Source organism: Nitrospira sp. Nam74, assembly GCF_965152615.1.
Genome location: NZ_OZ224220.1, coordinates 2,236,937 through 2,251,032 on the forward strand (window position 1 = coordinate 2,236,937; position 14,096 = coordinate 2,251,032).

General features: G+C 57.2%; 13 protein-coding genes. 3 read left to right on the forward strand and 10 right to left on the reverse strand.

Annotated elements, in window-relative coordinates; all coding sequences use genetic code 11:
* Positions 1–8: 8 nt before the first annotated feature.
* From ACWHYZ_RS10575 to ACWHYZ_RS10620, 10 genes are all read right to left on the reverse strand, one after another.
* The gene (locus ACWHYZ_RS10575) at positions 9–1,604 is read right to left on the reverse strand and encodes an acyl-CoA mutase large subunit family protein (RefSeq protein ID WP_447987218.1); all 1,596 of its coding nucleotides are present in this window, start codon (positions 1,602–1,604) and stop codon (positions 9–11) included.
* 2 nt (positions 1,605–1,606) lie between these two features.
* The gene (locus ACWHYZ_RS10580; protein ID WP_447987219.1) at positions 1,607–2,518 is read right to left on the reverse strand and encodes a 3-hydroxyacyl-CoA dehydrogenase family protein; all 912 of its coding nucleotides are present in this window, start codon (positions 2,516–2,518) and stop codon (positions 1,607–1,609) included.
* 9 nt (positions 2,519–2,527) lie between these two features.
* Positions 2,528–3,712 carry a thiolase family protein gene (locus ACWHYZ_RS10585; RefSeq protein ID WP_447987561.1) on the reverse strand — a complete coding sequence of 395 codons (1,185 nt, stop codon included), beginning with the start codon at positions 3,710–3,712 and terminating at the stop codon, positions 2,528–2,530.
* Positions 3,712–4,875 carry a dihydrolipoamide acetyltransferase family protein gene (locus tag ACWHYZ_RS10590; RefSeq protein ID WP_447987220.1) on the reverse strand — a complete coding sequence of 388 codons (1,164 nt, stop codon included), beginning with the start codon at positions 4,873–4,875 and terminating at the stop codon, positions 3,712–3,714. The genes ACWHYZ_RS10585 and ACWHYZ_RS10590 overlap by 1 nt, the downstream gene beginning before the upstream one ends.
* 22 nt (positions 4,876–4,897) lie before the next feature.
* The gene (locus ACWHYZ_RS10595) at positions 4,898–5,902 is read right to left on the reverse strand and encodes an alpha-ketoacid dehydrogenase subunit beta (RefSeq protein ID WP_447987221.1); all 1,005 of its coding nucleotides are present in this window, start codon (positions 5,900–5,902) and stop codon (positions 4,898–4,900) included.
* Positions 5,899–6,900, reverse strand: coding sequence for a thiamine pyrophosphate-dependent dehydrogenase E1 component subunit alpha (locus ACWHYZ_RS10600; RefSeq protein ID WP_447987222.1), 1,002 nt, complete (start codon positions 6,898–6,900; stop codon positions 5,899–5,901). Before ACWHYZ_RS10600 ends, ACWHYZ_RS10595 begins: the two co-directional genes overlap by 4 nt.
* Before the next feature lie 29 nt (positions 6,901–6,929).
* Entirely contained in the window at positions 6,930–7,694 is a 765-nt protein-coding gene (locus tag ACWHYZ_RS10605; RefSeq protein ID WP_447987223.1) for a hypothetical protein, read from the reverse strand.
* A complete protein-coding gene (locus ACWHYZ_RS10610; RefSeq protein WP_447987224.1) occupies positions 7,691–8,695 on the reverse strand; it encodes a fumarylacetoacetate hydrolase family protein in 1,005 nt (334 codons plus the stop codon). The genes ACWHYZ_RS10605 and ACWHYZ_RS10610 overlap by 4 nt, the downstream gene beginning before the upstream one ends.
* Positions 8,692–9,801 carry a homogentisate 1,2-dioxygenase gene (locus ACWHYZ_RS10615; RefSeq protein WP_447987225.1) on the reverse strand — a complete coding sequence of 370 codons (1,110 nt, stop codon included), beginning with the start codon at positions 9,799–9,801 and terminating at the stop codon, positions 8,692–8,694. The genes ACWHYZ_RS10610 and ACWHYZ_RS10615 overlap by 4 nt, the downstream gene beginning before the upstream one ends.
* A gap of 277 nt (positions 9,802–10,078) precedes the next feature.
* Positions 10,079–10,669, reverse strand: coding sequence for a VOC family protein (locus tag ACWHYZ_RS10620; protein WP_447987226.1), 591 nt, complete (start codon positions 10,667–10,669; stop codon positions 10,079–10,081).
* Positions 10,670–10,916: 247 nt separating this feature from the next.
* On the opposite strand from ACWHYZ_RS10620, the gene ACWHYZ_RS10625 reads away from it, so the two are divergent.
* The 3 genes from ACWHYZ_RS10625 to ACWHYZ_RS10635 are packed head-to-tail and all read left to right on the forward strand — an operon-like array spanning position 10,917 to position 14,063.
* Positions 10,917–11,705: a TenA family transcriptional regulator gene (locus ACWHYZ_RS10625; protein WP_447987227.1), complete on the forward strand. Its 789-nt coding sequence runs from the start codon at positions 10,917–10,919 to the stop codon at positions 11,703–11,705.
* Positions 11,698–12,672 (forward strand): hypothetical protein, encoded by a 975-nt coding sequence (locus ACWHYZ_RS10630; RefSeq protein WP_447987228.1) that lies wholly within the window; start codon positions 11,698–11,700, stop codon positions 12,670–12,672. The genes ACWHYZ_RS10625 and ACWHYZ_RS10630 overlap by 8 nt, the downstream gene beginning before the upstream one ends.
* On the forward strand, positions 12,669–14,063 hold the full coding sequence (locus ACWHYZ_RS10635) for a tryptophanase (protein WP_447987229.1): 1,395 nt from the start codon (positions 12,669–12,671) through the stop codon (positions 14,061–14,063). The genes ACWHYZ_RS10630 and ACWHYZ_RS10635 overlap by 4 nt, the downstream gene beginning before the upstream one ends.
* Positions 14,064–14,096: the final 33 nt, after the last annotated feature.

A 14,096-nucleotide genomic window follows, 5' to 3' on the forward strand; every position in this document is an offset into this window, starting at 1 on the left:
TGCGCCTCTCACAAGACGACCGGGTCTCGATAGGTGCCAAAAATTTCCTTGAGGGCTGCACAAATCTCCCCCACCGTTGCCTTGGCCTTCACCGCTGCAATCAGATAGGGCATCAGATTCTCGCTGCATGAGGCAGCTTCCTGCAGCTCTTCCAGGGCGCCGGCCATTTTGAACGGATCTCGGGACTTCCTCAGGTCGGCAAGGCGCGCGACCTGATCCTGTTCCACCGTCCGTCCGATTTTCAAAGTCGGAATCGAGTGCGATTCCTGCTCGTTGAACTCATTGATGCCGACGACGACCCGTTCCTTGCGTTCGACTTCACGTTGATAACGTAGAGAGGCGTCGAGGATTTCCCTTTGCGGGTAGCCGCGTTCGATCGCCCGCACCATTCCACCCATCTCGTCGAGTATGCGGAAATAGTCCCGAGCGGCTTCCTCCAGCCGGTTCGTCAAGGACTCGACATAGTACGAGCCGCCGAGCGGGTCGACCGTGTTAGGCACCTCGCTCTCATGGGCGATGATCTGTTGTGTGCGCAGCGCGAGCTTGACCGCCTCCTCCGTGGGCAAGGAGAGGGTTTCGTCCATGGAATTCGTGTGCAGCGATTGGGTGCCGCCCAACACCGCGGCGAGTGCCTGCAGTGCGGTGCGGACCACGTTGTTTATCGGTTGCTGGGCGGTGAGCGAGCAGCCGGCGGTTTGCGCGTGGCATCGAAGCTGGAGGGATCGCGGATCGCGAGGATGATACCGGCGTTCCATTTCACGCGCCCATAGTCGGCGAGCCGCCCGGAATTTAGCGATCTCCTCGAAGAAATCATTGTGCACGTTGAAGAAGAAAGACAGTTGCGGGGCAAATCGGTCTACGGGCACCCCAGCCTTCACCGCTTCCTCCACATACGTCAGCCCATCGTAGAGCGTGAACGCCAATTCCTGCATGGCGGTCGAACCGGCTTCCCGGATGTGATAGCCGCTAATGCTGACGGGATGCCACTTCGGAATGTGCGTGGCGCAATAGGTGATGGTGTCCGTGATGAGCTGCAGCGAGGGCGTTGGCGGGAACAGCCATTCCTTCTGCGCGATATATTCCTTGAGAATATCGTTTTGCAGGGTTCCTCCCAGGCGTTCATACGGAATGCCGCGCTTCTCCGCCACGGCCAGATACATGGCGAAGAGAATGGCAGCCGGACCGTTGATCGTCATCGAAGTAGTGACCTGATCGAGTGGAATGTCATCGAACAATCGTTCCATGTCCGACAAAGAGGACACGGCGACCCCGCAGTAGCCGACTTCCCCGTGGGCACGCGGATCGTCGGAATCGATTCCCATCAGCGTCGGCATATCGAAGGCGACGCTGATGCCGGTTTGCCCGTGCGCGAGCAGGAATTTGAACCGTTGGTTCGTATCGTCGGCTGTCCCGTAGCCGGCAAACTGACGCATCGTCCACAACCGCCCGCGATACATGGTGGGGTGAATGCCGCGCGTATAGGGGAAGGCGCCCGGGGTTCCGAGGTCCGTTTCGGGCGACCATCCCTTCAGATCATCGCTACTGTAGACGCGATTGAGCGCCAATCCCGAGAGCGAGGTGAAGGGTGCTTTGCGTTCTTGCATGGTTATGCCCCGGTCTTCGCATGCCCGGCGTGTGCAGGCGTCTGTGCGTCCGTTTCAGTGTACCCATAGAACCCTCGGCCACTCTTCTTCCCCAGCCGGCCCATCTCCACAAGCCGGCGAAGCAGAGGGCAGGGGCGGAATTTGGGATCGCCAAGGTCTTGATGCAACACCTCGCAAATGGCAAGAACCGTGTCCAAGCCGATCCGATCGGCGAGCGCCAGGGGGCCGACAGGATGATTGGTTCCAGCAGTCATCGCGAGGTCGATGGCTTCCGCCGGCGCGACTCCTTCTTCCAACAGGAAGACTGCTTCGTTGATCATGGGCATGAGAATGCGGTTGACGATGAAGCCGGGTGCGTCCTTGGAGACCACCGACACCTTGCCAAGCCGTTTGATGAACTCCAGTGCCCGATCCATCGTATGATCGGATGTCTCCCTGCCGCGCACAACTTCGACCAATGCCATGACCGGCGCGGGATTCATGAAGTGAAGTCCGACCACCCGGTCCGGTCGGCCTGAGGCGGCACCGAGTGTGGTGATTGAGATGGAGGACGTATTACTGGCCAGAACCGTTGCGGGGGGGACAATGCGGCCAAGCTGGATGAACACATTGGTCTTGAGCGAGAGATCTTCGGGCACAGCCTCTATCACAAGCTGCGCATAGCCCAGAGCCTCGAGCGCGGTCTTCGGATGAATGCGGCTCATGATGCCGCGAGCCTCATCCCGAAAAACCCTCCCGCGCTCGACGGCTCGCTCCACCCCCGTGCGGATCTTGTTGAGCGCATCGGCCAACGCCGATTCAGCATGATCCAAAAGAACGATCTCATACCCGGCCGTGGCGCAAACCTGACTGATGCCGCGACCCATCTGGCCCGCGCCAACCACTCCGATTGTCTTGATGTCTTCTTGCAACATCCCCGCCGGTTACGGACGTTCCACCACCATGGCCAGTGCCTCGCCGCCTCCGATGCAGAGACTGGCGAGCCCTCGTCTGGCGCCATGGCTCTCCATGGCGTAAACCAGTGTCGTCAGAATGCGCGCGCCCGTGGCGCCGATTGGATGGCCGAGCGCGATGGCCCCGCCGTTGACGTTCACTCGCTTGGGATCGAGTTCCAACTCGCGATTGATCGCCAGGGAAACTGCAGAAAATGCTTCATTGACCTCAAAGAGATCGATGTCGGCAATGGACAGGCCTGTTTGTTTCAGCACGCGCTTGATGGCCTCGACCGGCGCGATCGTAAACCACTCCGGTGCGAGCGCGGCCCCGGCATAGCCGACGATCCGGGCCAGAGGACGGAAGCCCAAGTCGACGGCTTCCTCTTCTGCCATGATGACGAGCGCAGCCGCGCCGTCGTTACACGAAGGGGAATTCCCGACCGTGAGGACGCCGTCTTCTTTGAAGACAGGCTTCAGCTCGCGCATCTTGCCGAGATCCACTCGATTGGGCTCCTCGTCGTCAGCCACGGTAACAAAGCGTCCTTTCTTCTGCGGGACTTCGACGGGCACGATCTCCCGTTTAAACGTCCCGGTCGCCATGGCTTCCCGAGCCCGGCGGTAGCTTTCCAAGGCGAAATCATCCAATTCCGTTCGCGCCAGTTGGTACTTCCCCGCACAGAGTTCGCCGCCATGTCCCATATGAAAATTGTTATAGATGTCCCATAGGCCGTCCTTGATCAGACTGTCGGTCAGCTCGCCGTGTCCTAACCGATAGCCTTGCCGGGCCTTCTCCAGTAGATACGGGGCGCGGGTCATGTTTTCCATGCCGCCCGCCACGATGATCCTTGCCTCGCGCAGTGCAATGGCCTGTGACGCCATGATCACTGTTTGCAGGCTGGAGCCACAGACTTTGTTGATGGTCGTAGCACCAATCGAATGCGGGATGCCCGCGCCGATTGATGCTTGCCGCGCGGGCGCCTGCCCCAGTCCTGCACTGAGCACACAGCCCATAAACACATCGTCTACGCGTTCTGGTGAAAGATTGATGCGTTTCAAGGCCTCGGCAATCACCACGCTTCCCAGCCTGGTCGCAGGGACGGCACTGAAAACCCCGTTGAAACTTCCGAGTGGAGTCCGGACGGCACTGACAATGACGGCTCGCTGTTGCTTCATCACAGGACTTGCTCCCAATTGCTTTGCTCAAGGTAGCCCTTCACCTTATTCATGAACCGGTCCGCCGTAGCCCCGTCGATCACACGGTGGTCAAATGACAGACTTAAATAGGCCATCGGTCGAATCGCGACGGCGTCATTGATGACGACGGCGCGTTTGTGAACCGCCCCGACGCCAAGAATCGCGATCTGCGGCTGATGAATGATGGGCGTGCTGAAGAGACTGCCGAATCCGCCATGGTTCGTAATCGTAAAGGTCCCGCCTTGCACCTCTTCCGGGTTGAGGTGTTTCGTCCTCGCACGTTCGGCGAGATCCGCCACTTCTTGGCCCAGTTGAGTCAGGCGTTTCCGATGGGGATGCTTGACGACCGGGACCAGAAGCCCTTCCTCTAAGGCGACCGCAATGCCGATATGGATATCGCGCTTCTGAATGATGCCCGCCTCTCCCCATGACGAGTTGAGAACGGGAAAATCTCTTATCGCGCGCGCAACGGCATGAATCACGAACGGAAGGTAGGTCAATGTCTGCCCTTCACGGACCTTCGCCACCGCTGAGAAGTCGGCTTCGAAGACCGTGACGACATGGGCAGATGTCTGACGGCTCTTGATCATCCGCTCGGCGATCATCTTTCGCATGGCTGTCAATGGCAGAACCTGCTCACTCTGAGGCACGGCGACCGGTTGTTCGTTCGTAATGTGTCGGGTCGCAGTCTTGCGCTCATTGTCTTGTTGTGCGATGTAGTCCAATACATCTTTCTTCGTGATCCGGCCGCCCCCGCCGGAGCCTTTGATCAGTGATAGATCAACGGCGTGTTCCTTGGCGACCTGTTTGACGGCCGGCGAATAATGATCTTCGTCGACGGGTGAGCGTTCCATCTGTCGAACGACCACTCCCCCGACACGGCTCACGACTCTGGCGTCAGGCGGTTCTGTATCCAGGCGTGCGAGAAGAGTGCCCACGGGAACCGTCTTGCCCGCAGGAACGAGCACGTCCGTTAGAAAGCCGCTGGATGGGGATGGGATTTCGAGGGCGACTTTGTCCGTCTCGACCTCTAATAGTGATTGATCCTTTTCCACTCGGGCTCCTTGAGGAATCAGCCAGGTGACGATGGTCCCTTCTGCAATGCTCTCGCCGAGTTGCGGCATGATAATATCGGTCTGCATGGTACTCCCCACTATCCTGAGCTCAATACGCGGCTAACGTGCGCGCGGCTGCCACGACATCACTTACCTTTGGAAGAAAAAACTCCTCCATGGGCGTGCTGAATGGAACCGGCGTGTCGGGCGCCGCGACGCGAAGGACGGGCCCGTCAAGGTAATCGAAACAGTCTTCCGCCAAGAGCGCCGCAATTTCGGCGCCGATCCCACCGGTTTTATTGTCTTCGTGCAGCATGATGGCTTTGCTGGTCTTTCTGACCGATTCGTAAATCGTCTCCTTATCCAATGGAATCAGGGTCCGTAGATCGACGACTTCCAGATGAATGTTCTCGCTCTCCAGCACCGTGGCAGCCTCTAGCGCAACGTGGACCATGGCGCCATAGGTGATGAGGGAGATCGTGCTGCCGGTTCGTTTCAGCTCGGCTTTCCCGATAGGCACAATGTAATCCTCTGTCGGCAGGACGGCCTTGATCCGGCGATACAGAAATTTGTGCTCGAAGTAAATGACCGGGTTAGGATCGCGAATCGCTGCTTTGAGCAGACCCTTGGCATCGTAGGGCGTGGAGGGAGCAACCAGTTTGAGACCGGGGGAATGAAAGAACCAGCCTTCCGGGCATTCCGAATGGAATGGTCCGCCATGCACTCCTCCGCCGAACGGGGCTCTGATGACCATTGGCACCGGGGCGTTCCACCGGTAATGATTCTTGGCGGCGACCTCGATGATCTGGTCAAACGCGCAGGAAATAAAATCGGCAAACTGCATTTCCACAACCGGTCGCAGGCCCATCATGGCGGCGCCGATGGCCGCGCCCACGATACCTGATTCGGCAAGGGGCGTGTCGAGGACACGATGGTCGCCGTACTTTTGGAGAAAGCCTTCGGTAATCTTGAACGCGCCACCATACCCTCCAATGTCTTCTCCCATCAGAAAGACCCGCTCATCCCGGCTCATCTCTTCATCAAGCGCCTGCGAGATCGCTTCCAAATAGGTCACCTCATGTGAGGTGGTGGAGTCGGCAACGCCGGTCGTCATGATGCCACCTCGTCTTTGGTTGCGAACACCCCGTCCAAGGTATCGCACCCTTCGGGAAGTGGACTGTGTTCAGCCCACTCCACCCCGGCTTCGACCTCCTTCTTCACCCGTTCCGCAATATCATGGAAGTACGCCTCGTCGGCATAGGTGAGTGCTTTCAACATCAGTTCGGTAATCAGGACCGGATCCTTTTGTTTCCACTCGTCCAGCAGGGCGCGGGGAACATAGGTGGCGGGATCATGTTCGGAATGGCCATGCATGCGCATGGTCTTGCACTCGAGAAACGTCGGCCCTTTGCCGGACCGTGCTCGCTGGATGGCTCGGCGCGCGGCGAGGTATACTTCGGCGACATCGTTCCCATTCAGGATTTCAGCGGGCATGCCGTAGGCCTTGGCCCGCTCCGCCACATGCTGAACGGCCATTTGGGCGCGGAGCGGGGTGGAGTAGGCATATTGATTGTTGTTGCAGAAGAAGACGACGGGCAATTTGCGAACGGCGGCAAAGTTCATAGCTTCATGGAAATCGCCACGACTCGTGCCTCCATCACCGGTGTTCGTGACGACGACACGACGTTCGCCGCGGATCTGAAAGGCCAGTGCGGCACCGGTCGCCACCGGCAAGTTATCGGCCAGATGGCTGACAAATCCGATCACGCCGCGTTTCAGATCCCCGATATGGACATTGCCGTCTTTGCCTTTTGTAGGTCCGGTCCGTTTGCCGAGGTATTGCGCGATGACCTCACCGGGCGTGATGCCGCGAATGAGAAAGGCGCCCATGTCGCGGTGGTAGGGGGCGATGACATCCTGGCTCTCCAAGGCGAAGGCGTAGCCGACGGCGATGGCTTCCATGCCGTGGCTCGTATAGACGCCCCCAACGATTCGGCCTTGCCGGTAGAGGGCTGTGATGCGATTCTCCAGCGTCCGTGTGAGCTGCAGATAGTAGTAGAGATGGAGGAGGTCGGTACGTGTGATATCTTTGGCGGCAACCGAAAGATCCATAAGTCCCTCCTTCACTGAAACAGTCGAGACTATAGTTCCGGCATGTCCCTCCAAGACAGGAGCGGCTTTCCATTCTGGCAGAGCGGGCACACGGACGGGTCCCACTGCGGCATCAAGAGATCGGCCGTGTAGTAAAAGGGGAATGTGCCGGTCAGTTCATCCATGAGGGGGAACTGACCGCTGTCGCGCCTCGCAAACACCATCATCCCGGCCAAGATGCCTCCATGATCCGTCACGACCTTGCCTAACTTGCTCACACACTGGCCGCGTGTCGTCACGTCGTTCAAGACCAGAAAACGCTCGCCGGGCCGAATGTCACCGTTCGCGACCTCGGTCCCAATCTTTCCGGTCTCCTGGTTGTAGGGGGTCAAGACGACCCGCAGCTGGATGGTATGCTGGAGCAGCTCTGCGACACGTTCGGCAAGCAGATGGGCGTCCGAGGCTGGGGCGACAAGACCCGTAAGGCGCTGTTTCTCATGAAGGCGCGCGATCCAATCCGCCATGTCGCGGGCAGTGACTGTGATGAGCTGAGGAATCCCGGCGATCGATTCGAATCTCAGATAGGTAGCCGTGTGATGTCCCGATACGACCGCTACGTGTGTGTCGAAGAAGACCGACTGCGACGTGCGAAGGATTCGAAGGATGTCCCAGTCATTAAGCTTGGATGCTGGAAACTCACGAATGATGCCGGCAAGTTTCGCATCGATGTCCTGTTCTTTGTAGAGTCGGTGATGTCGGTCACGAAGTTCTTGCAGGGCGTGGGCCGTTGGGGAATCGATCACTCTCACGCTCATGATTGTCTTCCTTCTTTCATGGGTTCGTCGACGATGCGCGTTCGCAAGATGCCGATGGGCTGGATCTCCAACTCCACGACGTCTCCCGGACTTAAGTAGCGATCCAGTTCAAGTCCGCATCCGCCTCCGACAGTCCCTGACCCGAAGACGTCCCCGGGGTAAATCGGTTCTCCACGGGACACATGGGCGATCATTTGAGGGAAGGACCAATGGATGCTGCCGAATCGTCCTTCCGACCAGACCGCTCCATTGACGCGCGCGATCATGGTGAGCGAGTCGAGATTGAGAATTTCGTCGGGCGTGACCAGGCATGGCCCGATGGCGGTCGCAAAATCCTTTCCCTTGGCGGGTCCAAGCCGGCACGCCATTTCTTGAAATTGAATGTCCCTGGCGCTGAAATCGTTCATGATCGTGTAACCGGCGATATAGTGCCTGGCATCTGATTCAGCGATGTCTTGTCCGCGTCGGCCGATAATGCACGCGAGCTCCAGTTCGTAATCCAGCTTCGTCGTATTCAACGGCCACGGCAGATCCTCGTCCGGCCCGATGATCGTGCGATGGTTGCCCTTATAATAGACTGGCGCTTTATACCATTCGGGTGGCACTGGCTGACCCCGCTTTTGTGATGTGGCCGCAATATGGTCTTCAAATGCGATGAAATCACGGAGGGAAGGGGGATTGGGAAGCGGCGCGACCACGCGAACACGGTCACAGGAGTACAGGACACACTCGCCCTCCGGACCGCGCACACTCTCGCCGAGGCGCTGGGCATAGTTAAAGGCCTCTCGGGCTCTTCCCAGAGCTGAAGCTCCGCCTTCGAGCAGCTCCAGCATGGACGTAGGAACGGCGGCATTGGCAATCCGATACGGTTGCGGCTCGTGCTGGTCGGCGAGCAGTCGGCCATAGGCCATATTGAGATCGATGATACTGTCCTGATAGAGAGCGCCGGCACGAACAAACGCGCCGACCGGAGTCTCCACTCGAAAGCTCACGAGTTTCATACCCGTCTCCATGTATCGCCGTAGTCTTTCACCTCAACGGGTTCCAGCTCAAATAGCACGGTGAACGGGGTTCGGGATTCGATCATGATGGCCACCTCATCTGTCGATGTTTTGGCCCGGCTCGCGTCGACGGCTTGCGGTTGTGGGCCGTGATGGATGCCTTGAGGATGCAGGGTTATCATGCCCGGCTGTATGCCCGCCCGGCTAAAGAAGCTCCCCTCGTGATAAAAAAGCACTTCGTCATAATCCATGTTCCGGTGATAGAAGGGGACCCGTAGTGATTGAGGATCGCTTTCCAACGGACGTGGAGCGAAGGTCGACACAAGGCATCCCCCGGCCTGGAAGGTGGCGTGGACGCTTGGAGGCAAATGGTAACGTGCACTCGCCACGGGGCGGAAGTCCCGCACGTTGAGTTTGGCGACCCATAAGTCTCCCTTCCATCCCACCACATCCATTGGGTAAAACGGGTAAACCACGGACGTATAGATGCCGGCCCGTTTGATGCGGACCTCCCATTCTCGTGCATCTTGCAGTGCGTCACTACCGGGATCGAGAATCGGAGCCGATACAACTCCCATATCGAACAACGCATGTTGGCCGAGGAGACCTCGGTCAGGCAGTCTCATCATGGCGGGCGTCTCCACAATCAAAAAGAGTGAAGGATTGGTCTCGACGTTGATCCGATAGGTGGTGCCCTTTGGAAGCAGTACATAGTCCCCGGGCTCATACGCCAGCATCCCGTAATCGGTTTCGAACCGTCCGCATCCGGCATGGATAAAGTACAGTTCGTCGCCGTCCGCATTCCGGACGAAGTAGGGCATCGTCTCGCTCCGCCGTGACACGAAGAGGCGGACATCGGCGCTGTGAAGAATTTCAACAGGTCTGGCATCGGCTACCCGCCGATCGGAAGCGGAGAGGGTCGAGCACGCAAAGGCACGGGGACGAAGCGGTCCCTCGATGCGCAGCCAACCGGTTGGAGGATGTCGTCGATACAGATGAGAAGCCGGGCCGCTAAATCCCTGACGGCCGTGTTCTTCTTCGTACAGCCCCTCGGGCACAGCGACGTGTGCCTGGTTGGGCGCGCAGCCTTGTTTGATTAGGTACATCGCGGAGCTCCCCTTGGCAGGATGTTGAAAAAGGTCGCCTGTTACACCCACCCGCCCCTGGCGCGCCAAGACGCGCCCCTTCCCTGCTTCGTTCTCGGCTTGAAACAATCCTCAACGTATTCGAGGAAAGAGCCGGTCTTGGGCGGCTGCTCGGGGCAGGGCGGGTGAAATAATGATACGCCTCCGGTTGTTTGTCGCCTGCGGCCTGCCGGACGGCCTTTTTGTACATCCTGGTAGAATATCCTCCGACTTTTGAGCATAGCTTGATATGGGTTGCTCATGACGCGCGCCGTGTCGGCGTTGCCGTATCGTCGCGTACTGAGAGGGCGTCATAATCGATGATTGTCTGCTCCACGCCGGTCATCTGGTCCCGCTCGATATCTTTGTACAGCGCTTCGACGGTGCCCCGTACGAACGTCTTGGCTTGCTCACCCCCATGCTGGCGTTGAGTGAGCTCCAGAAACATACCGCCGCCCGGGAATAACGGATAGGTAAACCGCTGTTTCAACGGACCAAAGCCATCCCGGCCTTCCTTCAGCGGGCCGCTGAATTTGACGCCGTGCGATTCCCACTCTCGACAGACGGCTTCGATGTCATCCACTTCAATCGCGACATGCTGGATGCCTTGGCCGTATTTCTCGATAAACTCGTTGATCTGGGACTTCACCACCTTGTCCCGGCCATGCATGAGCGCGATCTTGGCTTCCCCGCGCTGGACCACCACAGTATCCATGCTGGATTTGTCGCTTCCCACATCTTGCGCCGACCAGATGACATCGAATCCGAGGATTTTCGTAAAGAGGTATTCGCAGGCCGCGAGGTCCTCCACGCAGAGGGTCACATGATCAATGCCCATGGAGTCTTTCATAAGATGTCCCTCCTACAGATGTCGCCAGTATAACAAATAAAATGCATGATTCAATATAAAAAATACATTAAATGTTGCAGCAAAAGATGTTCCTGATGTCTCGTATGATCGAGTGTGTAATCATATTAGCCTGATATGGCAAGAGATATAGAGACAAATATTATCTTGCCAGAGTAATAGGAACGTTATATCATGCCACAGTAACTAATGAAATAGTGATGTCCCTGTGTGAGCGAGGAGGTGCGTCATGACCTTCTATCAAGAGATGCGAGCGGAGGTGTTGCGACATGGGGCGATCAATAATCCTTATCTCGACCGGTTTGAAACCGGCGGGCTCACCGATGAAGAGGTGCGATTGTTCGCAGTCGAATTTTATAATTTCGCGCGATTCTTTCCGAAGATCCTCGTCGCCCAGTTGGTGAATACCGAGGATGAGGCGGTGGCCGACGAGTTGACGCAGGTCCTGTATTCTGAACTTGGCGATGGCTGTACGAAACATCGGCATGAATTACTCTATCGAGACTTCCTCCGATCGATGGGCATCGCTGTCCATGAGGCGATGGCGGGTGCGATGTTGCCGTCTACGCGGGCGTACATTGAGGGCATGGAACAGTTGTACAGCAGCGGCAACCACGCCAAGGCACTGGGGGCATCCTTTGGTTTGGAAAATATGGCGATTACGATGTGGGACCATCTGATTCCAGGGCTCGAGAAGCTTCGTCGAGACCGATATCCTGAGATGGACGTGACATACTTCACATTCCATCGCGCGTTGGAGTCGACACACGAGGAGGCCATGGCCAAGGCGGTGAAGGCGATTGAAACTGCACCGGGTCTCGGGTCGGGAAGGATGTCTCCGACCGAATCAGGTGATTTTCACAGTGGGATGATCGCCGTATTAGATTACCTCGAAGGATTTTGGAAAGGATTGAATTACGCCAGGACGCAGACCCGCGGAGCAGCCCTCGATGCTGAAGAGGGTGGGTCGCCCTGGGTTCAATTTAAAGGTGAGCTGATGAAAGGCGAGCATGTCTGAGATTCCCAGGTATCTCGAGCAAGTGAAAGACCGCTATCGTCTCACGAGCGATTACGCCTTGGCGGAAAAGCTTGGGATCGCTCAGCCTGATGCCAACCTCATCCGGCGTGGGCTGAAAGTGCCGAAGCCGGAGCTCTGCATCAAGATCGCCAAGTTGTTGGGAAAGAATCCCGTCGAGCTTCTCCTAACCGCCCAGAAAGACAAGGCGCCGGCACAGGCCAAGGAATATTGGACGCTGGCCTTAACCGCCGTCGACGTCATGTTGCACGTCCCCAAGAGCCCTAAATATATCCCGCGCAAGGTGGAAGCAATCGGGCGTGAGTTGCGCCAGCTTGAATCCCAGACCTTGGCCTATGAAGGTGCGGCGGCCAGTGCGGAGGCAGTTCGCTTGATGGAAACGGCGGAGCGATCTGTGGATACGCTGATGGAGCGTTGGAACATTTGGAAAAAAGGCGAAGCCCTCTATCCGAGCTATCTCTTAGCCAATCAGGCCGCCGTGGGCCGTGGTGTCAAGATTCGCCGTTTGCTGGTCCTCACATGCGAGCAGATGCAGCGGGCGGCTTTAGTTGCCGATGCGGCCCAAGTCATGGATGATCAGCAGCGCGCCGGCATCAAAATCTATTATGCGTTCCGTGAGGAATTGATTCGTTCGCCGGCCTTTCAAAGACTTGAAGAAGATTTTAAAAAGCATGGCGCCGCCCAGGATCTCAATGCTGCGATGTTTGATGGTGAAATCCTGATCTTTTCTCAATCGTATGGCGAGGTGCCTCTCGGGATGGTAGGAAAACCGACGCCGATCACGATGATCAATCAGTTGATGATTACGTGGAAACCGGAACTGATTCGGGACCTGAATCCGGCACCGCTCTTTGATATGACGCGGTATGTTTTTGAATATGACGGCGCGAAGTCGTTCAGGGCACAGGTAGCGCGGGTGAAAAACGCCAAGCTGGGAAGCCTGGTATGAGATTCCCCTCTGAGCCATTTAAGATCAAAGTGGTGGAACCCATACGGCGCACGACGCGTGAAGAGCGCGAGGGACTGCTTCAAAAGGCCGGGTACAATCTCTTTCAGGTGCCCGCGGACAGTGTGTATGTGGACCTGCTTACGGATAGTGGAACCTCGGCGATGAGCGATCATCAATGGGCGGGCTTGATGCTGGGCGACGAATCGTACGCCGGGAGCAAAAACTATTATCATTTTGAAGAAGTGGTCCGGTCGATCTTTGGGTACACACACGTTATCCCGACGCATCAAGGCCGCATGGCCGAAAACCTGCTGTTTTCCACTGTGGTGAAGCCCGGTATGTGCGTGCCGAACAATATTCATTTCGATACGACTCGTGCCAACATCGAACATCAGCAAGCCGAGGCGCTCGATCTGGTCATCAAGGAAGCCTATGATCCTCACTGCGATCTGCCCTTCAAAGGCAACATGGATCTGGTTCGTCTGGAGGACGTCATCAATCGCGTGGGCCGGTTCCGTATCCCGCTCGCCATGGTGACGATCACGAATAACAGCGCGGGCGGCCAACCGGTCTCAATCGAAAACATCCGCCAGACTCGAGCGCTGTTGAATCGTTATGGCATCCCCCTGTTCTTTGATGCCTGCCGGTTCGCCGAAAACTGTTTTTTTATTAAAGAGCGAGAGCCTGGATACGCCGATACCCCGATGCTGGAGATTGCACGTGAACTCTTCAGCTACGGGGACGGCTGCACCATGTCGGCGAAAAAGGATGGACTGGTGAACATCGGCGGGTTCCTCAGCCTGAATCAGGATCAATGGGCGCAAGACATTACCAATATGCTCATTCTCGTGGAAGGCTTCCCGACGTATGGAGGACTGGCGGGACGCGACTTGGAAGCCATGGCCCTCGGACTTCAAGAAGTTCTTGACGAGGAATACCTCCGCTTCCGCATCGGACAAGTTCGCTATCTGGGGGAGCTGTTGGGCAATGCCGGCGTCCCGATCTTAAGGCCGATCGGTGGACATGCGGTGTATCTCAATGCCAAAGAGTTCCTGCCGCATGTCCGTCGGGAGGAATATCCGGGTCAGGCGTTGGTCGTCGCGCTCTATCGTGAATATGGCATCCGAGGCGTAGAGATCGGAACGGTCATGTTCGGCAAGAAAGATACGATCACAGGAAGAACGACCTATCCCGAGCTGGAAATGGTCCGTCTAGCGATCCCTCGTCGCGTCTATACCAATATGCAGATTATGTATGTGGCTGAGTCGATTATTGAATTGTATCGCCGCCGCGATATGATCCGTGGGCTCACTCTGACATACGAAGCTCCTGTCCTTCGGCATTTCACCGCTCGATTTCAAGAAGCCCCCTCTCGCGCTTACATTAGTTAAGTTAAGAAAGCGCGCCATCCGTCTGCCAAGCTG

Coding starts and splice junctions, on each gene's coding strand:
- ACWHYZ_RS10575 (WP_447987218.1), bottom strand. CDS start 1,604: ATGCAAGAACGCAAAGCACCCTTCACCTCGCTCTCGGGATTGGCGCTC.
- ACWHYZ_RS10580 (WP_447987219.1), bottom strand. CDS start 2,518: ATGTTGCAAGAAGACATCAAGACAATCGGAGTGGTTGGCGCGGGCCAG.
- ACWHYZ_RS10585 (WP_447987561.1), bottom strand. CDS start 3,712: ATGAAGCAACAGCGAGCCGTCATTGTCAGTGCCGTCCGGACTCCACTC.
- ACWHYZ_RS10590 (WP_447987220.1), bottom strand. CDS start 4,875: ATGCAGACCGATATTATCATGCCGCAACTCGGCGAGAGCATTGCAGAA.
- ACWHYZ_RS10595 (WP_447987221.1), bottom strand. CDS start 5,902: ATGACGACCGGCGTTGCCGACTCCACCACCTCACATGAGGTGACCTAT.
- ACWHYZ_RS10600 (WP_447987222.1), bottom strand. CDS start 6,900: ATGGATCTTTCGGTTGCCGCCAAAGATATCACACGTACCGACCTCCTC.
- ACWHYZ_RS10605 (WP_447987223.1), bottom strand. CDS start 7,694: ATGAGCGTGAGAGTGATCGATTCCCCAACGGCCCACGCCCTGCAAGAA.
- ACWHYZ_RS10610 (WP_447987224.1), bottom strand. CDS start 8,695: ATGAAACTCGTGAGCTTTCGAGTGGAGACTCCGGTCGGCGCGTTTGTT.
- ACWHYZ_RS10615 (WP_447987225.1), bottom strand. CDS start 9,801: ATGTACCTAATCAAACAAGGCTGCGCGCCCAACCAGGCACACGTCGCT.
- ACWHYZ_RS10620 (WP_447987226.1), bottom strand. CDS start 10,669: ATGAAAGACTCCATGGGCATTGATCATGTGACCCTCTGCGTGGAGGAC.
- ACWHYZ_RS10625 (WP_447987227.1), top strand. CDS start 10,917: ATGACCTTCTATCAAGAGATGCGAGCGGAGGTGTTGCGACATGGGGCG.
- ACWHYZ_RS10630 (WP_447987228.1), top strand. CDS start 11,698: ATGTCTGAGATTCCCAGGTATCTCGAGCAAGTGAAAGACCGCTATCGT.
- ACWHYZ_RS10635 (WP_447987229.1), top strand. CDS start 12,669: ATGAGATTCCCCTCTGAGCCATTTAAGATCAAAGTGGTGGAACCCATA.